General features: G+C 68.0%; 19 protein-coding genes, 1 tRNA gene and 1 pseudogene. 8 read left to right on the top strand and 13 right to left on the bottom strand.

Going from position 1 to position 19,383, the window contains the following annotated elements:
• Positions 1-4: 4 nt before the first annotated feature.
• From QLQ15_RS15805 to QLQ15_RS15790, 4 genes are all read right to left on the bottom strand, one after another.
• Positions 5-1,288, bottom strand: coding sequence for an outer membrane beta-barrel protein (locus QLQ15_RS15805; RefSeq protein WP_283213711.1), 1,284 nt, complete (start codon positions 1,286-1,288; stop codon positions 5-7).
• Between the two features lie 81 nt (positions 1,289-1,369).
• Positions 1,370-2,107, bottom strand: a complete 738-nt coding sequence (locus tag QLQ15_RS15800; RefSeq protein WP_283213710.1) for a P-loop NTPase family protein — start codon at positions 2,105-2,107, stop codon at positions 1,370-1,372.
• Complete coding sequence (locus tag QLQ15_RS15795; protein WP_283213709.1) at positions 2,104-3,708, bottom strand: XrtA system polysaccharide chain length determinant; 1,605 nt, start codon at positions 3,706-3,708, stop codon at positions 2,104-2,106. The genes QLQ15_RS15800 and QLQ15_RS15795 overlap by 4 nt, the downstream gene beginning before the upstream one ends.
• Positions 3,709-3,719: 11 nt before the next feature.
• Entirely contained in the window at positions 3,720-4,229 is a 510-nt protein-coding gene (locus QLQ15_RS15790; protein ID WP_283213708.1) for an XrtA/PEP-CTERM system exopolysaccharide export protein, read from the bottom strand.
• Between the two features lie 369 nt (positions 4,230-4,598).
• Here QLQ15_RS15790 and galE point away from each other — a divergent pair, with 369 nt between their 5' ends.
• Positions 4,599-5,684 carry a UDP-glucose 4-epimerase GalE gene (gene galE, locus QLQ15_RS15785; RefSeq protein ID WP_283213707.1) on the top strand — a complete coding sequence of 362 codons (1,086 nt, stop codon included), beginning with the start codon at positions 4,599-4,601 and terminating at the stop codon, positions 5,682-5,684.
• A 52-nt stretch (positions 5,685-5,736) separates the two neighbouring features.
• Here the strand turns inward: galE and QLQ15_RS15780 are convergent, their stop codons facing one another.
• The 7 genes from QLQ15_RS15780 to QLQ15_RS15750 all read right to left on the bottom strand — a co-directional run bounded on the left by QLQ15_RS15780 (position 5,737) and on the right by QLQ15_RS15750 (position 12,862).
• Positions 5,737-7,530 (bottom strand): sulfatase-like hydrolase/transferase, encoded by a 1,794-nt coding sequence (locus tag QLQ15_RS15780; RefSeq protein WP_283213706.1) that lies wholly within the window; start codon positions 7,528-7,530, stop codon positions 5,737-5,739.
• A gap of 189 nt (positions 7,531-7,719) precedes the next feature.
• Positions 7,720-8,574: an alpha/beta hydrolase family protein gene (locus tag QLQ15_RS15775; RefSeq protein WP_283213705.1), complete on the bottom strand. Its 855-nt coding sequence runs from the start codon at positions 8,572-8,574 to the stop codon at positions 7,720-7,722.
• Entirely contained in the window at positions 8,567-9,391 is an 825-nt protein-coding gene (thiD, locus tag QLQ15_RS15770) for a bifunctional hydroxymethylpyrimidine kinase/phosphomethylpyrimidine kinase (RefSeq protein ID WP_283213704.1), read from the bottom strand. Before thiD ends, QLQ15_RS15775 begins: the two co-directional genes overlap by 8 nt.
• Entirely contained in the window at positions 9,388-10,068 is a 681-nt protein-coding gene (locus QLQ15_RS15765) for a YoaK family protein (RefSeq protein ID WP_283213703.1), read from the bottom strand. Before QLQ15_RS15765 ends, thiD begins: the two co-directional genes overlap by 4 nt.
• Before the next feature lie 138 nt (positions 10,069-10,206).
• Complete coding sequence (locus QLQ15_RS15760; RefSeq protein ID WP_283213702.1) at positions 10,207-11,604, bottom strand: PhoH family protein; 1,398 nt, start codon at positions 11,602-11,604, stop codon at positions 10,207-10,209.
• 148 nt (positions 11,605-11,752) lie between these two features.
• Entirely contained in the window at positions 11,753-12,235 is a 483-nt protein-coding gene (locus tag QLQ15_RS15755; RefSeq protein WP_283213701.1) for a peroxiredoxin, read from the bottom strand.
• 66 nt (positions 12,236-12,301) lie between these two features.
• Positions 12,302-12,862 carry a glycine cleavage system transcriptional repressor gene (locus tag QLQ15_RS15750; protein WP_283213700.1) on the bottom strand — a complete coding sequence of 187 codons (561 nt, stop codon included), beginning with the start codon at positions 12,860-12,862 and terminating at the stop codon, positions 12,302-12,304.
• A 202-nt stretch (positions 12,863-13,064) separates the two neighbouring features.
• On the opposite strand from QLQ15_RS15750, the gene dapA reads away from it, so the two are divergent.
• Positions 13,065-13,970: a 4-hydroxy-tetrahydrodipicolinate synthase gene (dapA, locus tag QLQ15_RS15745; protein WP_283213699.1), complete on the top strand. Its 906-nt coding sequence runs from the start codon at positions 13,065-13,067 to the stop codon at positions 13,968-13,970.
• An 18-nt stretch (positions 13,971-13,988) separates the two neighbouring features.
• Positions 13,989-14,489 (top strand): hypothetical protein, encoded by a 501-nt coding sequence (locus QLQ15_RS15740; RefSeq protein WP_283213698.1) that lies wholly within the window; start codon positions 13,989-13,991, stop codon positions 14,487-14,489.
• Between the two features lie 90 nt (positions 14,490-14,579).
• On the opposite strand, the gene fdxA is transcribed toward QLQ15_RS15740, so the two are convergent.
• Both fdxA and QLQ15_RS15730 read right to left on the bottom strand, forming a co-directional pair.
• Entirely contained in the window at positions 14,580-14,903 is a 324-nt protein-coding gene (fdxA, locus tag QLQ15_RS15735) for a ferredoxin FdxA (RefSeq protein ID WP_283213697.1), read from the bottom strand.
• A 182-nt stretch (positions 14,904-15,085) separates the two neighbouring features.
• Positions 15,086-15,161: transfer RNA gene (locus QLQ15_RS15730), tRNA-Glu, on the bottom strand.
• Positions 15,162-15,302: 141 nt separating this feature from the next.
• Between QLQ15_RS15730 and pcnB the strand changes: the two are divergent.
• The 5 genes and pseudogenes from pcnB to panD form a co-directional block, all read left to right on the top strand.
• A pseudogene (gene pcnB / locus QLQ15_RS15725) lies at positions 15,303-16,610 on the top strand (polynucleotide adenylyltransferase PcnB); the annotation flags it as partial.
• Complete coding sequence (gene folK, locus QLQ15_RS15720) at positions 16,607-17,140, top strand: 2-amino-4-hydroxy-6-hydroxymethyldihydropteridine diphosphokinase (protein WP_283213695.1); 534 nt, start codon at positions 16,607-16,609, stop codon at positions 17,138-17,140. The pseudogene pcnB and the gene folK, both read left to right, overlap by 4 nt.
• Before the next feature lie 24 nt (positions 17,141-17,164).
• The gene (panB, locus tag QLQ15_RS15715) at positions 17,165-17,983 is read left to right on the top strand and encodes a 3-methyl-2-oxobutanoate hydroxymethyltransferase (RefSeq protein WP_283213694.1); all 819 of its coding nucleotides are present in this window, start codon (positions 17,165-17,167) and stop codon (positions 17,981-17,983) included.
• A gap of 20 nt (positions 17,984-18,003) precedes the next feature.
• Positions 18,004-18,852 carry a pantoate--beta-alanine ligase gene (gene panC, locus QLQ15_RS15710; protein ID WP_283213693.1) on the top strand — a complete coding sequence of 283 codons (849 nt, stop codon included), beginning with the start codon at positions 18,004-18,006 and terminating at the stop codon, positions 18,850-18,852.
• 147 nt (positions 18,853-18,999) lie between these two features.
• On the top strand, positions 19,000-19,380 hold the full coding sequence (gene panD / locus QLQ15_RS15705) for an aspartate 1-decarboxylase (protein ID WP_158730628.1): 381 nt from the start codon (positions 19,000-19,002) through the stop codon (positions 19,378-19,380).
• The last annotated feature ends 3 nt before the right edge of the window (positions 19,381-19,383 follow it).

Raw genomic sequence — 19,383 nt, 5'->3', positions numbered from 1 at the left:
GGGCTCAGCGGGTATAGCGAACGCTGAGGATGACGGCATTCTCGTCATAGCTCGCTTCAGGCACGTTGCTGTTGCGTTCCTGGTGGCGCAGGTCGAAACCCATGCTCCAGTGCCGGGTGAAGACCTTCACGACGCCCGCGTAGATGGAAAAATCGTCGTCGTCGCGATCGAAGCTGTCGAAGGTCCGGTAGCTGGCGGACAGCGATCCGGTGAGGAACAACGTGGGCTGGATCGCCCAGCTCACGCCGATGCCGATGCCGTAGCTGCCTTCGCTCTGCGCGGTGGGGTCGACGTAGTCGTTGTCCTCGTAGAACGGACGCACGCTGGCGTCGAACCGCTCGCCGTTGAAGCGATAGCCGATGTCCACGCGCCGCTGGCGGTACAGGTCCGGGCCGATGGTGACGTCGCCGGGATCGACCGTCGGCGCGCCACCGGGCGCGGTGGGGCCGACGCTCGGATCGGCGACGTCGGCCATCAGTTCCTGTGCCGCGTCGGAGAACTGGTAGTAGACGCCCATGTCCAGCGTGCTGCGCGAGGTGGGTCGCCACGTGAACACGGTGCGGAACAGCGGTGCGTCGTCCTTGGTGTTGAAATCAGTCAGCTCGACCCACGAATAGCCGGCGCGCACCTCGAGGTTGATGTTGGCCAGATTGCGGTTCCAGGTTACGTAGGTGTCCAGACGCCGGTAGTCCGCGCCGAGCGTGTCCAGGCTGACCTGGTCGTACCGCACTTCGCTGCCTTCGACCGTGGCGGCGATGCGCGTGGTCGCGCTGGGCTCCTGCCACAGGGTGAAGGCGGCGTTGTAGCGGTCGCCGTTGAAGTCGTCGGTTTCCTCGGCCCAGTAGTTGTTGTAGCGCAGGTCGATGCGCGTGCGCGTGGCCGCGCCGGGGCGCAGGTTGAACTGCATGCCGGCGACGAAGATGTTGACCTGCTGCTGGTTGTCCGGCGCGTTGGCGGCCAGAACGTCGATCGGCTCGTAGTTGGCGTAGTCCTCGAGGATGAACTTGAGGCGGTCCTGCCAGGTGTTCCAGTTGAAGGTGCCCACCAGCGACGCGCGGATATCGTCGTCGAAGAGCGGCCCGGTGTAGTACAGGTATTCCACGCCACCGCGCGCGGTCAGCGTGGTGTCGCGACCGGTTTCGACCAGATCGAAGGCGACATCGGTCGCCAGCGTGCTTTCTTCCTGCGGGTTGGTTTCGGTGAGCGCGATGTTGTCGCTGTGCTCCACGCGCCCGCCGATCGAATAGTTCAACTGCGCAGCGCCCGCGCCGGCGGGAAGCGCCGCCAACAGGGCGATGCAGAGCGCGGATCGGCGGGCCCCGCCCGCGACCTTCCTGAGTCTTCCGCTGGCCATCAAACACTCCCCCGGTCAAACGCCTTCATTGAAGACGACGCCGGCGAACTTGCCCGGGTCGAAGTTCGCCGCCGCCTGTGCGATCGAGGCGGCCGTGTCGCGTCCGTAGCCGGCGACGAGGATCACCACGTCGGCGATGTCGGCCAGGATGCGTGCGTCCGGCGTGCCCCGCACCGGCGGCCCGTCCAGGAACACATAGCAGTTGGGATGGCGGCTGCGGATGGAATCCAGCAGCAGGCGCATGCGTACCGACGAGAAGTACTCGGCGCCGATCTCGCGTGTCCTGCCGGCGGGAATCAGGCGAAGGCCGTTGACGCCGGTGTCGTAGATCACGTCCGACAGATCGCCCTCGGGATTCTCCAGGTACTCGACCAGGCCGCCGGCTTCGGTGTCGATCTGCATCGTGGCGTGCTGCGAAGGATGGCGCAGGTCGCAATCCACGAGCAGCGCGCTCTTGGTTTCGTCGAAGGCCATGGCCGTGGCGAGGTTGCGCGCGACGAAGCTGCCGCCGCTGCCGGTACTGACCGGCGCGACCAGCGCGACGAACGTGCCGCCTTCCATCGCCGAGAGCAGCCGCGTGCGAAGTTCGCGGAAGGCATCGACTTCCGGCCGCGACACGGCGCCGCGGTGGATGATCGCGCGGTCTTCCAGCTGGCTGGGCGAGAGTGCCGTCGCGCCCGCGGCACGTGTGATGGCGTGTTTCTCGTCGCGGGCGTCGTCGATGTCGGAAACTGGATTCGGCACTGCGCTCATGGGTTGCTCACCAGCTTGAGGACGAGGGCCAGACCGTAGGTCAGGGGCACCACCAGGAAGATCATCGCGGCGATCACGAAGCGGCGGGTTCCCTGGCGACGCGACGGTGCGGTCTGGTAGCGCGGCACCGTGCCCAGCACGGGCAGCGCGGCGGCGGTTTCGATCTGGTACGGCGAGCGCACGCGCGGGTCCAACCGCACGAAGCCGAACAGCAGCACCAGCGGTGCCAGCGCGGCGGCGCCCAGTCCGGCGCTGGCCACGTGCACCAGGCGCAGGCCGACGCCGCGCAGCGGGAAGCTCGCCGGCTCCTGCACGCGGAAGCTCAGGCCGCGCTGTTCGGAATCCAGGCTCATCGACACGCGCGCGTTCTCGCGGCGCTTGAGCAGGTCCTGGTAGAGGTCGCGGTTGACTTCGTAGTCGCGCGAGAGCTCGGCCAGCGTGCTTTCGGAGGCGGCGATGTGCCGGCTGCGCGCCAGTTCCTGGTCGAGCAGCGTCTGGCTGGTGTTGATGCGAGAGGTCACCGCGGCCGCCTGCCGGCGGTTCTCGGAAAGCTTGCTCTTGAGTTCGCCGTAGAGCGGATTGAACGAAGCCACGCCGCCCAGCGCGGTGGCGTTGCCGCCGGGCGCTGCGGTGGAACCCGAACCGGACATCGACGCGCCGGACTTGATCGCGGCCTGGCGCGCGTCTTCGCGACGCACTTCCTCTTCGAGGTCGCGGATCTGGTGCTGCACGCGGACCACGTCAGGATGCTGCTCGGTGTAGTTCATCAACAGACGGTCGTGCTCGGATTCCAGCTCGGCCATGCGGGCCAGCAGCTGGCCGGCACGGGTCTGCACCACGTTGATCTCGTTCTCGCCATTGATCTGCCCCTGCAGCGCACCGCCCTGGGATTCCAGGTCCATCAGTTCCATGCGAGAGGTGTCGACCATGCGACGCAGTTCGCCGATGCGCGAGTTCACATCGCCGTCGATGCCCGGACGCGCGTCCGGGTTGGACTTGCGGTAGGCCTCCAGCTTGGATTCGGCGTCGGTGAGTTTCTGGTGATAGGCGCGCACCTGCGAATCGATGAAGTCGTAGGCATCGCGGCTTTCGCGCTCCTTGGTCGCCAGGCTTTCCTGGATGATCAGCTCGGCGAAGCGCTTGGTGACGGCGTGCGCGCGCACCGCGTCGGTGTCGACGTAGGACACGCGGATCAGGTTGTCGCGCGGGTTGGAGATGACCGTCCGGCTGATGATCTGTTCGATCAGCTGGTCCTGCTGCAGCGGAGTCGGCTTCTTGGCCATCCAGCCGCCGGTTTCCAGGATCTCGGTCATCACCTTGCGGCTGAAGGCGACCTCGCGCGTGATCGCCGCGCGGTTGGCCACGCTGGTCGGCACGGCGCGGCCTTCCATCAGCGGTTTGATGATGTTGCTTTCCTCGACCAGGATCGTCGTCTGCGAGTTGTATTTCTTCGGCAGCACCAGACCGAACGCCAGCGCGGCCAGCGCGATGGCGGTGAAGACGGTGGCCAGCATCACCGGACGGCGACGCCATTCCTCGAATGCGACCGGCACCATCGCGACGATGGCCGAGGGGCGCGTCTCCGGGACCACCAGGTCCATCGACGCGCCGTTCACAGCGTGCGTTCCGGAACGGTGATGACGTCCCCGGGCGCGACCTTGAAGTTGGTCGTCAGGTCGCCGTCCTCGAGGATGTGGTCCAGACGCACGGCGTAGCTGCGCGTTCCGTCACCGGTCTTGCGATAGAGGTCCGACTTCGCCGGCGCGGCGAACTCGGTCACGCCGCCGGCGGCGAGCACGGCATCGAGCACCGTCATGCCCTGGCGGAAGGGAATCGAGATGGGTTGCCGCACGGCGCCGGTGACGCGCACGCGCGACAGGTACTCGTGGCTGCGCAGGTCGGTGAGGATCACCGCCACCTGCGGGTCGCGCACGAACACGGCCAGCTTGGTCTGGATTTCCTTGGCGACCTCGCCCGGCGTGCGTCCGCCGGCCGAGACGTCGCCGACCAGCGGCACCGAGATCTTGCCGTCCGGGCGCACGGGCACCGTGATGCCCAGCTCCGGGTTGCGCCAGACCGAGACCTGGACGATGTCGTCGATGCCGATCTGGTAGGCATCCACCAGATTTTCCGATTCGGCTGGCGGCGGCGCCTTGACCGAACTACCCGAGGAAGCGCAGGCACACAGGACCAGCATCAGACCGATGATTGTGAAGAGACGGAACACTCGCATGATCGACAACCCCCTTGCGTTCGATATCCATCAACGCCACGAAGGCCGCGATCCGGCCACGCACGAGGCCCGCGACAGCCGTTCGCGTCGCCGATGGACGGCGCTGCCGGAAATGGCCCCCCATTGCGTTGGAAACAGTCAGGACACCGGCACGGAGTCGGGTCCGGGGAGCAGCCTGCGCAGCGGAGCAGGGTGCATCTGCGAAGCGGTGCGTCGTCCGGCGTCCGCGACGCGTCGTCCTGTCAGGGCCGGGGCCTCATGCGAATCCTTGTCTGCGGTGGAGCGGGCTACATCGGCAGCCACACGTGCGTCCAGCTGGCCGAGCGCGGTCACCAGGTGGTGATCGCCGACAGCGGCGTGAACAGCTCGCCGCAGGTCGTGCCGCGACTGAAGCGGTTGATGGGAACACCGGTGTCATTGCATCGCATCGACATGCGCGACCGGCATGCGCTCGCGAGCCTGTTCGCCGCGCACCGTTTCGACGCGGTGCTGCACTTCGCCGCACTCAAGGCCGTGGGCGATTCCTGCCGGCGGCCGCTGGAGTATTTCGACAACAACATCAGCGGCACCATCGTCCTGCTGCAGGCGATGCAGGACGCGGGCGTACGCCGACTGGTGTTCAGCTCTTCGGCCACCGTGTACGGCGAGCCCGAAAGCGTGCCGGTGCGCGAGGATGCCGGCCTGCAGGTCATGAACCCCTACGGCCGCACCAAGCTGGTCGCCGAGCAGTTGATCGGCGACCTGTGCACGGCCGATCCATCCTTCCGAGCGGCCAACCTGCGCTACTTCAATCCGGTGGGCGCACACACGTCCGGGTTGATCGGCGAGGACCCGTGCGGCGAGCCGACCAACCTGATGCCGTACATCTGCCAGGTCGCGGTCGGACAGCGTGAATGCCTGCGCGTGTTCGGCAACGACTACCCCACCGTCGACGGCACGGGCGTGCGCGATTACATCCATGTGGTGGATCTCGCCCGGGCGCACGTGGACGCGCTGGAATGCATGGTGCGCGAGGACCGCAGCCTCACCGTCAACCTCGGCACCGGCCACGGTGTCAGCGTGCTGGAGCTGGTGCACGCCTTCGAGCGCGCCAGTGGACGGCACATTCCGTACGAGATCGTCGATCGCCGTCCCGGCGACGCCGCGGCGGTTTTCGCCGATCCGACGCTGGCACGGAACCTGCTGGGCTGGCGCGCGGAGCTCGACGTCGACGCGATGTGCCGCGACGCGTGGCGTTGGCAGTCGATGAATCCCGATGGCTATCGCACCACGCCGCGACGCGTGGCGGCACCTCGCGTGCGTCGTGCGCGGACGGATGGGGCCCGGGTGGCCGACGCCTACTGAGGGATCTGCGTTCATCCGCGCGCCGCGCTCGCGCCGCGGCAGCGTCACGCCGTCAGGGCGACCCGCTGGCCGCAGTGGCGTCCACCGCATCGCGTGCGCGTGGCTCATCGCCGGAGGCCAGCGCCTGCGGCAGGCCGTCGCGCAGTTGCGCGGGCTTGCCGATCGAGTTCCACACCGGTTCCCGGCCGAAGCGCACGAAGTAGGTGGACAGGAACCTGGGCGGGCTTTCGGGCAGCGTGGCGTAGAGCGTGGGCTCGAAGCCGGCGTCCTGTGCGGGCAGGCGGTATCCCATCGCATCCAGCAGCGTGGGATAGACGTTGAAATGGCTGGCGCGGTCCTGGTTGCGTCGCGCTGCTTCGCGCAGGCGCGATGCCATGTGCGGATTGCGCGTCATTGCGGCCAGCGGGACGCGGCCTTCGCCGGCCGACGCCGGACCGATGGTGCAGTGGGTCTGCGCGCCGGGGCTGCCGTCCTCGTGGAAATTCTGGCCATGGTCGGCGGTGTAGACGATGAGCGCGTCGTCCAGCGACGCCCCGGCCATCGCTTCACGGAAGAATGAGCGTGTGTTCCAGGCCAGGCAGTTGCGATAGCTGTTGACCTGGCGCCAGCGTTGCTCGGCGTTCTCCGCCTGCCGGAAGCCGGCGTTGTCGGGGTCGACTTCATTGGAGAAGTAGGTGCGCTCCATCGTCGGCGCATAGAGCGTGGCCTCGGCCGGGTACTTGCCCTCGTAGGGGAAGTGGCAACCCATCTTGTTGACGAAGATGAAGCTGGGGCGTTCGCGCGCCAGCATGCGTTTGAGCAGGCGGCCGGCTTCCACATCGCGGTGCTCGGGCGCGAAGCCGTCGCCGACCTGCACGAACTCGTCGATCTCGGCCAGTTCGTGCTCGTCCATGAAGTTCTGCAGCTTGCCACCCTGCCGCTGCGCGTCCAGATAGATGGTGCGATACCCCGCCTGCGCCGCGTAGCGCCAGAACGAGGGATTCACCTGCAGATCGCGCAGGTAGCTGTCGCGCGTGACGCCGTAGCGCAGGCTGGCATTCGAAGTGGACGAACAGTTGGCGGACGAGGCGGCCACGCCGAAATTGAACAGTGCGCTGCCCAGCGGCTGCAGCCCGGTCTCGACGCCGTCGTCGACGTTGAGGTCCACGTAGTCGCCGCGCACGCTCTCGTCCATCACCATCACGATGTGGCGCAGCGGCCGCCGCCCCGGATGCGCCAGCGCGACGTCCTCGCGCTCCGGCCTGGCTGGGGCCAGCACCTTTTCCAGTCCCAGCACGGTTGCGAATGCGGCGGTGTTGAACTGCCCGGGGAACCCGTTGGAGCCTTCGCCGCCACGCAGGTAGAGGATGCCGGCGATCACCGCCACCGGCAGCAGCGGTGCCAGCCCGGCGTGGCGCAGCAGCCAGTGGCGCCACGTCGGCGACGCCGGCGCCCTGAGCCACGGCGGCAGGTTCATCGCCACCACCCCCAGCAACGACCACGCTGCCGCTTCGATCAGTTCCGCATCGTGGAAGCCGGCCAGGTTGCCGACAAATCCGATCAGGCCCAGCAGCTGTTCGAATTCGGTCAGCCCCAGATAGCTCGAGGTGATCAGCGCGTGTGAAAGCGTGAAGGTGTTGCCGAGGAAGAAGATCGCGCTCCACACGACACGCGCGAACGGGCGCGCATGGAACGCGAGTACCAGCATCGACAGCACGCACAGCAGCCAGACCGCGGCGAACACCGCCAGGCCGGGTTGCAGCCCGATATGGGCCACGCGCTCGGCAAGCATGCGGTTGGTTCCGAGCAGATAGAGGGCCAGAAGAACCAGCTTGACGACGATCCACACCGTCGGTGCCTTGACCACGCCACTGCCCATGCGATCGAGCCCCCCGTTGGTACGCGCTCCCCGCCAGGGCGGGACCACTTGTCAGCCCGGCTGCGCTGGCCGGGATGCGGACCGATGTGTCCGTTTGATGACGGAAACCGATCCTTAGTTGTGGGGAACGCAGATCGGCGACGGCTCAGGTCGCCCGGGTGACGAACGGTCGCGCGTTCAGTCCAGCAGGTGCGAGACCACGGCCTGCGGTTGCTTCATCCAGGCGTAGTGGTCGGCGCGGGTGCCCAGGGTCGCGGCATCGAGCACATCGATGCGGGGGCTGGAACGTCGCAGCTTCGACAGCAGGAACCGCAGCGACGATTCGGGGCCGAGCCAGTCCTGCGCCAGCGCCACCGCGCGCACGTCCACCGCCAGGGCCGCCATGGCGGCTTCCAGGTCGACATCGATGCCGGCGCCGGCGTAGCGGCCGCTCAGGCCGGTGAGGCTCCAGTCCCGGATCACGCCACGGGCTTCCTGCCCGCCGAAGCCGATGCGGCGACCGGGCAGGGCGCCGTGACGGTCGGCCAGCCAGGCGAGAAAGCGGTAGGCGAACGGGAGCCACCATTTCGACTTCGCGGGGAACGCACGCCAGTACGGCGCACCGCTGCCGACCAGCCACAAGGCCGTGGCCGACTCCGGCGACAGACCGAGGCGGCAGCAGGCCAACTGGCCGCCCAGGCTGTGGCCGCCCAGCGTGCGCGGCACACCGGGCGCATGGTGCGCGACCAGCGCTTCGCTGGCCGGCAGATCCTGCGTGAGCAGTTCGCGATACCCCCAGTCCACGTCGCGGCTGGCGCGCACCTGGCTGGATCCGGCGCCGCGCCATTCATGAAGGAACACGGCCACGCCGTGCTGCGCCAGCGCGTCGGCGAACGGAACGTAATGCTTCGCGGAGATGCCCATGGCCGGCAGCCACAACAGGCTCGAACGCGGTGCGTCGGGCACGCGCGCCAGCAACTGGTATCGATGGCCGTCCTCGGTTTGCGCGTCGATCTCCAGCGATCGCACCGTGCGCGGCGGAGCATCATCCATGGGGTGCGGCTCCAAAGTGGTCGAGCACCAGCACGTCGCCGCGGCCCGGGCGATATCCCTTGCGCAGGGCCGCGTGGACATAGTCGGCGGCCGCGTCGCAGCTGCCGCGCAGATCGCGGCCGAGGCACAGATTGGCCGCCACGGCCGAGGCCAGCGTGCAGCCGGTACCGTGTGCGTCCAGTGACAGGCGCGGATGGGCGATCGCGTGCACGGCGCTGCCGTCGGCGAACAGATCGACCACTTCATTGCGTGGCGATGCATCCACCGGCAAGTGCCCGCCCTTGAGCAGCACCGCACCCGCGCCGAGGCCGAGCAGCGTGCCGATGGCTTCGTGCATGGCGTCGATGTCGACGATCGCGCGACCGATGAGCAGCTCCGCTTCCGGCAGGTTGGGCGTGATCAGCGTCGCCATCGGAATCAGGCGCGTGCGCAGAGCATCGAGCGCGCTGGTTTCCAGCAGGCGCGCGCCGGAGGTGGACACCATCACCGGATCGAGCACCACGTGCGCGGGACGGTGGTGTTCCAGCGCATCGGCAACGGCGTGGATGACCTCCGCGTTGGCGAGCATGCCCAGCTTCACCGCGCCGATGGCGAAGTCGTCGAAGCAGGCGTCGATCTGCGCGCGCAGGAAGGCCGTGTCCGGCACGTGCACCGCGGTCACGCCGCGCGTGTGCTGCGCGGTCAGCGCGGCGATCGCGCTCAGACCGTGCACACGGTGCGCGGCAAAGGTCTTGAGGTCGGCCTGGATGCCGGCACCGCCGCCGGAATCGGAACCGGCGATGGTCAGCGCGCAGGGAGGCAGGGAAGCATCGTTCATGGCGACAGTGTGCCTGCCGGACCGCGGCGATGGCGATAGATCGCGTAGGCCACGCCGGTGATGCCGGTCAGTGCGGCCGGCAGGTACAGCGTGCGATAGGAGAACGTGGGGAACAGCAATCCGCCGACCACGCCGCCCGCGAGGAAGCCGCCGATGATGGCCAGGCAAAGCCACAGGCGTCGTGGTTCGGCTGGCACACCGCGCAGACGGTGGCCGAGGAACATGCCCAGGTCGGTGAACATGCCCGTGAGGTGCGAGGTGCGCACCAGCGTGCCGCTGTAGGTGGCGGTCATCGCATTCTGCAGGCCGATGGCGACTGCCGCGAGCGCGGCCCCGGCGATCTGCCGGTGTTCGAACAGCGGCACCGCGGCGAACAGCAGCATCGACTCGATGGCCAGCGCCACGCCGTAGCGCCGCCCCAGCCGCAGCGTGCTGTCCTGGATGATCAGCCCGCTGAGCATCGCGCCACCGACGAAGGACAGCACGATGACGAGCAGATGCGTTTCCGAACGCGTGTCGCCGCGCGCGATGGCCGCGCCGAGCAGACTGGTGGTGCCGGTGAGGTGGGTGATCGCCTGGTGCTCGAAACCCAGGTAGCCGACCACGTTCACCATGCCGGCGATCATGGCCAGGCTGGCCGCGCCGAGCCAGACCCAGGTGGGCAGTCGGGTGATCATGGGTGCGGCGCCTTGCCGTGACGGTGGATCACATTGTGCGGTGGACGGCGAGGAGCCGGGCACTCCACATGGGTGTTTTCCCGAGGGCGCGAACCCCTGATCGGGAACGCGCCATCGGGACGACAGGCGAAGCGCGCCTCAGAGCACCTCGGACGCGTAATCCGCCAGACGCGAGCGCTCGCCGCGGCGCAGCGTGATGTGCGCGCTGTGCTCCCAGTTCTTGAAGCGGTCCACCGCGTAGGTCAGGCCGGACGTGGTCTCGGTGAGGTAGGGCGTGTCGATCTGCTCCACGTTGCCCAGGCATACGATCTTCGTGCCGGGGCCGGCGCGGGTGATCAGCGTCTTCATCTGCTTGGGCGTGAGGTTCTGCGCTTCGTCCAGGATCAGCCAGCGGCTGAGGAACGTGCGGCCGCGCATGAAGTTGAGCGAGCGGATCTTGATGCGGCTGGCCAGCAGGTCGTTGGTGGCCGCGCGTCCCCAGCTGCCGCCGTCCTGGTTGTGCGTGAGCACTTCCAGGTTGTCGGTCAGCGCGCCCATCCACGGCGTCATCTTTTCCTCTTCGGTGCCGGGCAGGAAACCGATGTCCTCGCCGACGCTCACCGTCGCGCGGGTCATGATGATCTCGCGGTAGCGCTGCTGGTCCATCGTCTGCGCCAGGCCCGCGGCCAGCGCCAGCAGCGTCTTGCCGGTGCCGGCGGTGCCGAGCAGCGTGACGAAGTCGATCTCCGGGTCCATCAGCGCGTTGAGCGCGAAATTCTGTTCGCGGTTGCGCGCGGCGATGCCCCACACCGCGTGCTGGTGATGGCGGTAATCGTCCACGATCTGCAGCACGACCTTGTTGTCGGTCAGGCGCGCCACCTTCATTTCCGACTCGTCGTCGCCGGGCAGGTAGAGGAACTGGTTCGGGTGCCAGTCGTCGTCCTCGTGACGGGTGATCTCGTAGAAGGTGCGACCCTTCTCCGTCCACGACTTGAGGTCCTTGCCGTAGCGCTGCCAGAAGTCTTCCGGCAGCGCGGTCGCGCCGGTGTAGAGCAGGCTGAAGTCGTCGAGCGCGCGGTCGTTCTCGTAGTCCTCCGACACGATGCCCGCGATCGATGCCTTGATGCGAAGGTTGATGTCCTTGGAGATGAACACCACCGGCACGTCCGGCTCGGCTTCCTTCAGTGCGAGGATCGAACCCAGGATGTGGTTGTCCGGGATGACCGCGCCGAAGCGCTTGCCCGAGTCGAAGTCGCGCGTCTGGAAGCGCAGGCGACCGATGCTCTGCGCGCCGCGCAGCTGTAGGCCCTGCGGCCGGTTGAGCGGGATGCCGGTGGAGATCTTGTCGGTGCCTTCGGCCTCGATGAGTTCGTTGAGGAACCGGCTGACCTGGCGTGCGTTGCGGCTGGCTTCGGAGTTGCCTTTCTTGGCGTTGTCGAGCTCCTCGATGACCTGCATCGGCAGGAAGACATCGTGCTCCTCGAATTTGAACAGCGCGGTCGGGTCGTGCATGAGGACATTGGTGTCGAGCACGTAGATCCGCTTGCTTCTGGTCATCGAACACTCCGATGCGGGTTGGACCTGGGAGACAGCGTGGAATTGCCGGGATTGCGATGCGACGTTGCAAGAATCGCGCCGCGCGCCCATGGCGACGCTGCCGTGGCCCGCGGGGCGGGACGGCAGGGCGAGGGGGGCGCGGAGAGGGTCACTGCGTTGCGTGTTCCTTGAGCGCGTCGAGGACGGCCTGTGCATGGCCGGGCACCTTGACCGGGCGCCATGACTGGGCGATGACGCCCTTGGGATCGATGAGGAAGGTGCTGCGCTCCACGCCGATGTATTCGCGGCCGTAGAGCTTCTTGGGCTTGATCACGCCGAAGGCATTGCACAGCGCTTCGTCGGCGTCGCTGACCAGGTCGAACTTGAACCCCTGCTTGGCGCAGAAGTTCTGGTGGGACTTGATGGGATCGCGCGAGACGCCCAGCACGGTGGCGCCGAGTTTGCCGAACTTCGGCAGCAGAGCGTTGAAGTCGATGCCTTCGGTGGTGCAGCCGGGCGTGCTGTCCTTCGGATAGAAGTACAGCACCAGCCACTGGCCGGCGAAATCCTTGAGCGAGGCGGTTTCGCCGCTGGACAGCGCCAGGGGCAGGGTCAGGACGTTCTTCGGAATGCGGTCGCCGGTGTCGAGCATCGTGCTTCTTCGTTCGCTCCAGGCCGGCCTGCGCCTACGTTGCCGCGTGCCGGCGCATTTCGTCAATCAGAACTTCATGGGGTCCATGATCGCGTCGAGGTTGAGGTGGTCGCAGAACTCCAGGAAGTCGTCGCGCAGGGCCGCGATGTGCATGCTGGAGGGCACGCCGATGGTGATCTGGGCCGAGAACATCTCCGCGCCGGTCTGCATGGCGCGGTAGCGCGAGCTGTGCAGGCTCTCGATGGTGATGCCCTGGCGGTCGAAGAAGTCGGCCAGCTGGAACAGGATGCCGGGCTTGTCGGCGGCCACCACTTCGACCACGTAGGGCAGCAGGTTGGACTGCGCCTGCTTGGCTCCGGTGCGGTACCACACCAGTTTCAGGCCTTCCTCGCGCTCCAGGCGGGTCAGCATCGCCTCCAGCTTGGCCACCGAGTCCCAGGAGCCCATCGCCAGAGCGGTGACCGACACATCGCGACCGACCGTGGCCAGGCGCGCGTCGACGAGGTTGCAGCCCGAATCGGCGATGCGCCGCGTCACCGAAAGCAGCGGCGACTCCGGATGCGTCGTATAGGCGTTGATCAGGAGGTGGTTTTCGTTCGGCGACGGCCGGGAAGCGGGATCGGTCAAGGCGGCGCCTGTCCTGGTGAGCCGGGGCTCGGATACTGAATGGTCGCCCGTGAGGGGGCTGTGCTGGAGGGCAGCATACTTGCCCGCGCTTTCGGGCCGCAAGTAACATCCTCGGGGCGATCATGGCGCCATCGGCCCCGAATCGACGGCCTGCGCGCTTTGCGCCGGCCCTTCTGAAAACGCGGAATCGGACACCATCACCTTGCGACTTTCCGGCAGCATCACCGCGCTGGCGACGCCGTTCACGGCGACCGGCGAAATTGACTTCGACGCGTGGCATCGCCTGCTCGACGCGCAGCTCGACGGCGGCACGCAGGCCATCGTGGTGGCCGGTTCCACGGGCGAGGCAGCGGCGCTGTTCGACGCGGAGTTCGATGCGCTGTTGCGCAGTGCGGTGGAGCGCATCGCCGGACGCATCCCGGTGCTGGCCGGCACCGGCCTGTCCAACACCGCCAAGACCATCGAACAGACGCGCCGCGCGGCGGCACTGGGCGCGGATGCCGCGCTGATCGTGACGCCGCCGTACGTGCGTCCCACGCAAGCCGGGCTGATCGCGCATTACCGCGCCATCGCCGACGACGGCGCGCTGCCGGTCGTCCTCTACAACGTGCCCGGCCGCACCGGTGGCGACCTGCTGCCGGAGACCGTCGCCGAGCTCGCGCCGCACCCGCGCATCGTCGGCATCAAGGAAGCGCGCAGCGAACCCGACCGCATGGCGGCGCTGCTGCAGTTGAAGAGCGACGGTTTCGCGATCCTCAGCGGCGACGATCCGACCGCGTGCCGCGCGATGGTGGCCGGCGCCGATGGCGTGATCTCGGTGGCGTCCAACGTGCTGCCGCGTGCGTTCCGCCGACTGGCCGACCTTGCCCGCGGTGGCCAGCGCGACGCAGCTGTCGCGCTGGACGCGCGCATGCAGGCCGCGTACGACTTCCTCGGTGTGGAACCCAATCCGATCCCGGTCAAGGCGCTGCTGACGCGACAGGGCATCGGCCACGGGCTGCGCCTGCCGCTGCTGCCACTGTCGGCAGCCCATACCGGCAGCGTTGCGCCCATCGCCGCGCTGATCGACGAACTTGAACTGGAAAGCCGCGAATCGCTCGTGGCCTGAACCCTGCAGGAGATCTACATGCGTTCCAACGTTTCGATGACCCGCGTTCTCGTGGCCAGCGTGCTGCTGGCCGGGATCGCGCTCGGCTCCGGCTGCAGCTGGTTCCGCAAGACCGACAAGCTCTATTCGCAGAGCCCGGAGACGCGCCCGCTGGAAGTGCCGCCGGATCTCGACCTGCCGCGCACCGACACCGCGGTGAACGTGCCCTCGCAGGCAGCCACCAATGCGGTCGCGTCGGGCCAGGCGTCGGGCGGCTTCACCCTGCCGACCGCGCGCGACGACGCGTTCGCCAAGGTCGGCGAGGCGCTCGCGGCGGTGCAGGGCGTGAACATCGCCAACCGCGCGCAGGCGCTGGGCGTGTACGACGTGAACTATGAAGGCGCCAACTTCCTGGTGCGCGTGGCGGGTACCGAGCAGGGCTCGTATGTGTCGGCGGTCGATCCGCGCGGCCTGCCGGCCACCGGCGATGCCCCGAAGAAGCTGATCGACGCGCTCCGCACCGCGCTGGCCGTCCAGTAAGCACGGGGTTCCCCGAACGCGAAACGGGCGCCGAAGGGCGCCCGTTTTCGTTGCGATCCATTCCGGCGGGAAAGCGCCGGAGCAGGGTGCTCAGCGTTCCAGCACGTCGATCTTGCCCGGCTTGCCTTCCCACTCCTTGGCGTCGGGCAGCGGGTCCTTGCGCGTGGTGATGACCGGCCACGCCTTGGAAAGCTCGGCGTTGAGCGCGACGAACGCCTCCTGCCCGGCCGGGACGTCGTCCTCGGGGTAGATGGCGTTGATGGGGCACTCGGGCTCGCACAGGGTGCAGTCGATGCACTCGTCCGGGTCGATCACCAGGAAGTTCGGCCCCTCGTGGAAACAGTCGACCGGGCACACCTCGACACAGTCGGTGTACTTGCACTTGATGCAGTTCTCGGTGACGACGAAGGGCATGGCGATGATTCCGTGGTAAAGAGGCGCGCGGGATGCCCGCGGGCATCTGCCTAGTTTAGCGATTCGCCGCCACCGGTCCCAATCCGATCGTGGCGGGCCGATCGCGAAGGCTCGGTCCGCTGGCCCGCCGGGCGGGCGCTGGAACGAAAAAGCCCGCGCATCGCTGCGCGGGCTTCGGAATCTGGTACTCCCAACGGGATTCGAACCCGTGTTACTGCCTTGAGAGGGCGGTGTCCTAGGCCTCTAGACGATGGGAGCTTGGGGCGGTGAAAACCCGCGCTGGCTCTCAACACAACGCGGCTTGCTAGTATATGCGCTGCTGTTGCCGGCGGCAACGGCCTTCTTGTCTCCAAGGACCGCGGCGACGCCCGCTCGATGCAACCCAACATACAAACCCATCTGCAGATCATTCCGCGCGACCAGCACAACGTCTCGCGGCGCGACATCAGCCCCAACGCCCTGCGCGTTCTGTACCGGCTGCGCGAAGGCGGCTTCACGGCCTGCCTGGTCGGCGGAGCCGTGCGTGACTTGCTGATCGGCGGCCATCCCAAGGATTTCGACGTGGCCACCGACGCCACGCCGGAAGAGGTCAGGGCGCTGTTCCGCAATTGCCGCCTGATCGGTCGCCGCTTCCGCCTGGCCCACGTGGTCTACGGCCGCGAGATCATCGAGGTCGCGACGTTCCGCTCCAACAGCGACGACGGCAGCGGCGACCGTGAGACGCACGAGGGCGGCCGCCTGCTGCGCGACAACGTCTACGGCACCATCGAGGAAGACGCGGTGCGCCGCGACTTCACCGCCAACGCGCTGTATTACGCGATCGAGGATTTCTCGGTACGCGATTACGTCGGCGGTTACGAGGACGTGCGCAACCGCCTCATGCGACTGATCGGCGATCCGGAAACCCGTTATCGCGAGGATCCCGTGCGCATGCTGCGTGCGGTGCGCCTGGCGGCGAAGCTGGACTTCGAGATCGAGGCCGCCACCGCCGCGCCGATTCCGCAGCTTGCGCCCCTGCTGCGCGAAGCGGCGCCGGCACGCCTGTTCGAGGAATGCCTGAAGCTGTTCCTTTCGGGTCATGCGGTGGCCAGTTTCCAGGGCCTGGAACGCCATGGCCTGCTCGGTGCACTGCTGCCGGAAACCGCGGCGGCGCTGAAGTCCAATCGCAGCGGCGCGCTGCGTCGCATGCTGCTGGAAGGCCTGAAGGGCACCGATGCGCGTGTGGCCAACGATGAGCCGGTCTCGCCCGCGTTCCTGTTCGCGCTGCTCTTGTGGCCGGCGTACTGCCGCGCGCTGGCCTCGCTGCAGGCGCAGGGCGTGCACATCGCCGAGGCGCAACGCCGTGCCGCCGACCGCGTCACCGTGCACCAGCTGGAAGCGATCGCGCTGCCGCGCCGGTTCTCGTTGCCGATGCAGGAAATCTGGCTGCTGCAGCCGCGCTTCTCGCAACGCCAGCGCAAGCGCGTGTTCCGTCTGCTCGCGCATCCGCGTTTCCGTGCGGCGTTCGATTTCCTCACGCTGCGGTTGTCCGCCTCGGACGAGCACGCCGAGGACGTCGCGTTCTGGCGCGAGGCGCAGGAGAAGCCGGGCGACGCGCTCTCCGCGCAACTCGATGCCCAGCGCCAGAGCGAGGACGGAGCGGACGAGGGCGATGCACCGCGCAAGCGCCGCCGTCGCCGTCGCAAGACCGCCTCCGGCGGCGAATGAGGGAATCCACCGCCAGCCAGGTCGCATTCGTCGGCCTGGGCAGCAACGTCGGCGACGGCATCGCCACGTTGCATGCGGCGCTCGCGGCGCTTGACTCCCTTACGCATACCCGCCTGCTGCGTGCTTCCCGCCTGTATCGCACGACGGCCTGGGGCGTGACGTCGCAGCCGGATTTCATCAACGCCGTGGCGATGCTGCACACGCAACGCACGCCGCGCGAGCTGCTGTCGGACATGCTCGAGATCGAGCGCCTTGCCGGTCGCGACCGGCGTGCCGATGGCAGCGACCGCTGGGGCCCGCGCACCCTCGACCTGGACCTGCTGCTGTACGGGGACGAGGTGGTGGACGAACCGGGCCTGCACGTCCCGCACCCGCACCTGCACGAGCGCGCCTTCGTGCTGGTGCCGCTGGCGGAGATCGCGCCCGAGGCACGTATTCCCGGCATCGGCACCGTGCGGGACGCCATGGCCGGGATGGCGAGCGCGGAGCTCGAGGGGGTAACGTATGCGCAACCCCACGACCGCGCCTGAGCGTTCGCGCCAGCGCTGACCTCCATGTACAGCGGAACTCCCCAAGACAAGCCCTGGACCGTCCCGGCCCTGGCCGACGCCAAGCGCGATGGCCGCAAGCTGGTGATGCTCACCTGCTACGACGCCGGCTTCGCGCGCATGATGGACGCCGCGGGCATCGACCTGGTGCTCATCGGCGACTCGCTCGGCATGGTGGTGCAGGGGCACGACAGCACCTTGCCGGTCACCACGGCCGACATCGCCTATCACACTGCGTGCGTTGCACGCGGGCTCGACAAGGCGCTGCTGATCGCCGACCTGCCGTTCCAGGCCGACGCCACGCCCGAGCGTGCGCTGGATGCCTCCACGCGACTGCTCCAGGCTGGCGCGGCGATGGTCAAGCTGGAAGGTGCGGGACACAAATGCGAGGTGATCCGCTTCCTCGTCGAGCGCGAAATCCCCGTCTGCGCGCACCTGGGCCTGACGCCGCAGTCGGTGCTGCGCCTGGGCGGTTACAAGGTGCAGGGACGCGACGAAGCGGCCGCCGCGCGCCTTCGCGAGGATGCCAAAGCGGTGCAGGAGGCCGGCGCGTCGCTGCTGGTGCTCGAATGCGTGCCCACGCCGGTCGCGGCCGCCATCACGAAGGACCTGCGCATTCCCACCATCGGCATCGGCGCCGGTCCGCAATGCGACGGCCAGGTGCTGGTGCTGCACGACCTGCTGGGCGTGAATTCCGGCCATCGCCGCCCGCGCTTCGTGAAGGATTTCCTGGCCCAGGGCGGCTCCATCGCGGGGGCGTTCGAGGCCTATGCGACGGCCGTGCGCGAGGGCAGCTTCCCCGGCGCCGAACACTCCTACGCCTGAAACGTACGACACACCTTCCGATGATCGAGATCCTGACCGACCTGGCCGCCCTGCGCGCGCGCGTTTCGCAATGGCGACGCGAAGGGCTGACGGTGGCCTTCGTGCCGACCATGGGCAACCTGCACGACGGGCACTTCTCGCTCGTGCGGCTGGCGCGCAGCCACGCTGACCGCGTGGTCGCCAGCGTGTTCGTCAACCCGACCCAGTTCGGTCCGAACGAGGACTTCGGCCAGTATCCGCGCACCCCCGACGCCGATGCGCGCGGGCTGGAGGCCGCCGGTTGCGACGCGATGTGGCTGCCGTCGGTCGAGACGATGTACCCCTACGGCGTGGACGCCACCGTCCGCGTCCAGGTGCCGGGCGTGACCACCACGCTGGAAGGCGCCCACCGCCCCGGGCATTTCGATGGCGTGGCCACCGTGGTTTCGCGACTGTTCCTGCAGGTGCAGCCGGACGTGGCGGTGTTCGGTCGCAAGGATTACCAGCAGCTGGCCGTCATCCGGTACATGGTCCGCGACATGGCGTTTCCGATCGAGATCGTCGGCGCCGACATCGTCCGCGAGGCCAACGGCCTGGCCATGAGTTCGCGCAACCAGTACCTCTCGGCAGACGAGCGCGCGCACGCCGCCCGCATCCGCCAGTGCCTGCTGGCGATGGCGGCGGCCGTCCGTTCCGGGCAGCCGCGCGCGGAAGTCGAACAACAGGCCGCCGAACGCCTGGCGGCGGACAGCTTCGCGCCCGATTACGCAGTCGTCCGCCGGCCGGACCTCACCGAGCCCGGCGATGGCGAGCGCGGTCCGCGGGTCGCCCTGATCGCGGCCCGGCTGGGTCGGACCCGCCTGATCGACAACTTCGAGTTCGACGCCTGAACGAAGGCCGGGACGCCGGTCAGCGCAATGGCCTGAACCGTTCCACGGCTGGTGCCAATAGGCCGGACCGGGTGATGTTGCGCTGCGCCATGCGCTGCTAGACTTTGCCTATCACACGTCCGCAGCCCGCGGCCGGAGCCGAACACCATGCAACTGAACGTCCTCAAGGCCAAGATCCACCGCGCCACCGTCACCCATGCCGAGCTGCATTACGAAGGCTCGTGCGCCATCGACGGTCGCCTGCTCGACATCTCGGGCATCCGCGAGTACGAGCAGATCCACATCTACAACGTCAACAACGGCCAGCGCTTCGTCACCTACGCCATCCGCGGCGAAGAGGGCAGCGGCGTGATCTCGGTCAACGGCGCCGCCGCACACTGCGCGCAGCCGGGCGACCTGGTCATCATCTGCGCCTACGGCGTGTGCGACGAGGCCGAGGCCGCGAAGTACAAGCCGACCCTGGTCTACGTCGACCGCCACAACGCGCTGACGCATACCAACCGCTCGATGCCGGCCCAGGCAGCCTGATCG

Origin of the sequence: Lysobacter stagni (assembly GCF_030053425.1) — a bacterium.
Taxonomy (GTDB): domain Bacteria; phylum Pseudomonadota; class Gammaproteobacteria; order Xanthomonadales; family Xanthomonadaceae; genus Lysobacter_J; species Lysobacter_J stagni.
Note: the sequence above shows the minus strand (reverse complement) of the source record. Positions and strands in the feature narration are given on the sequence as shown.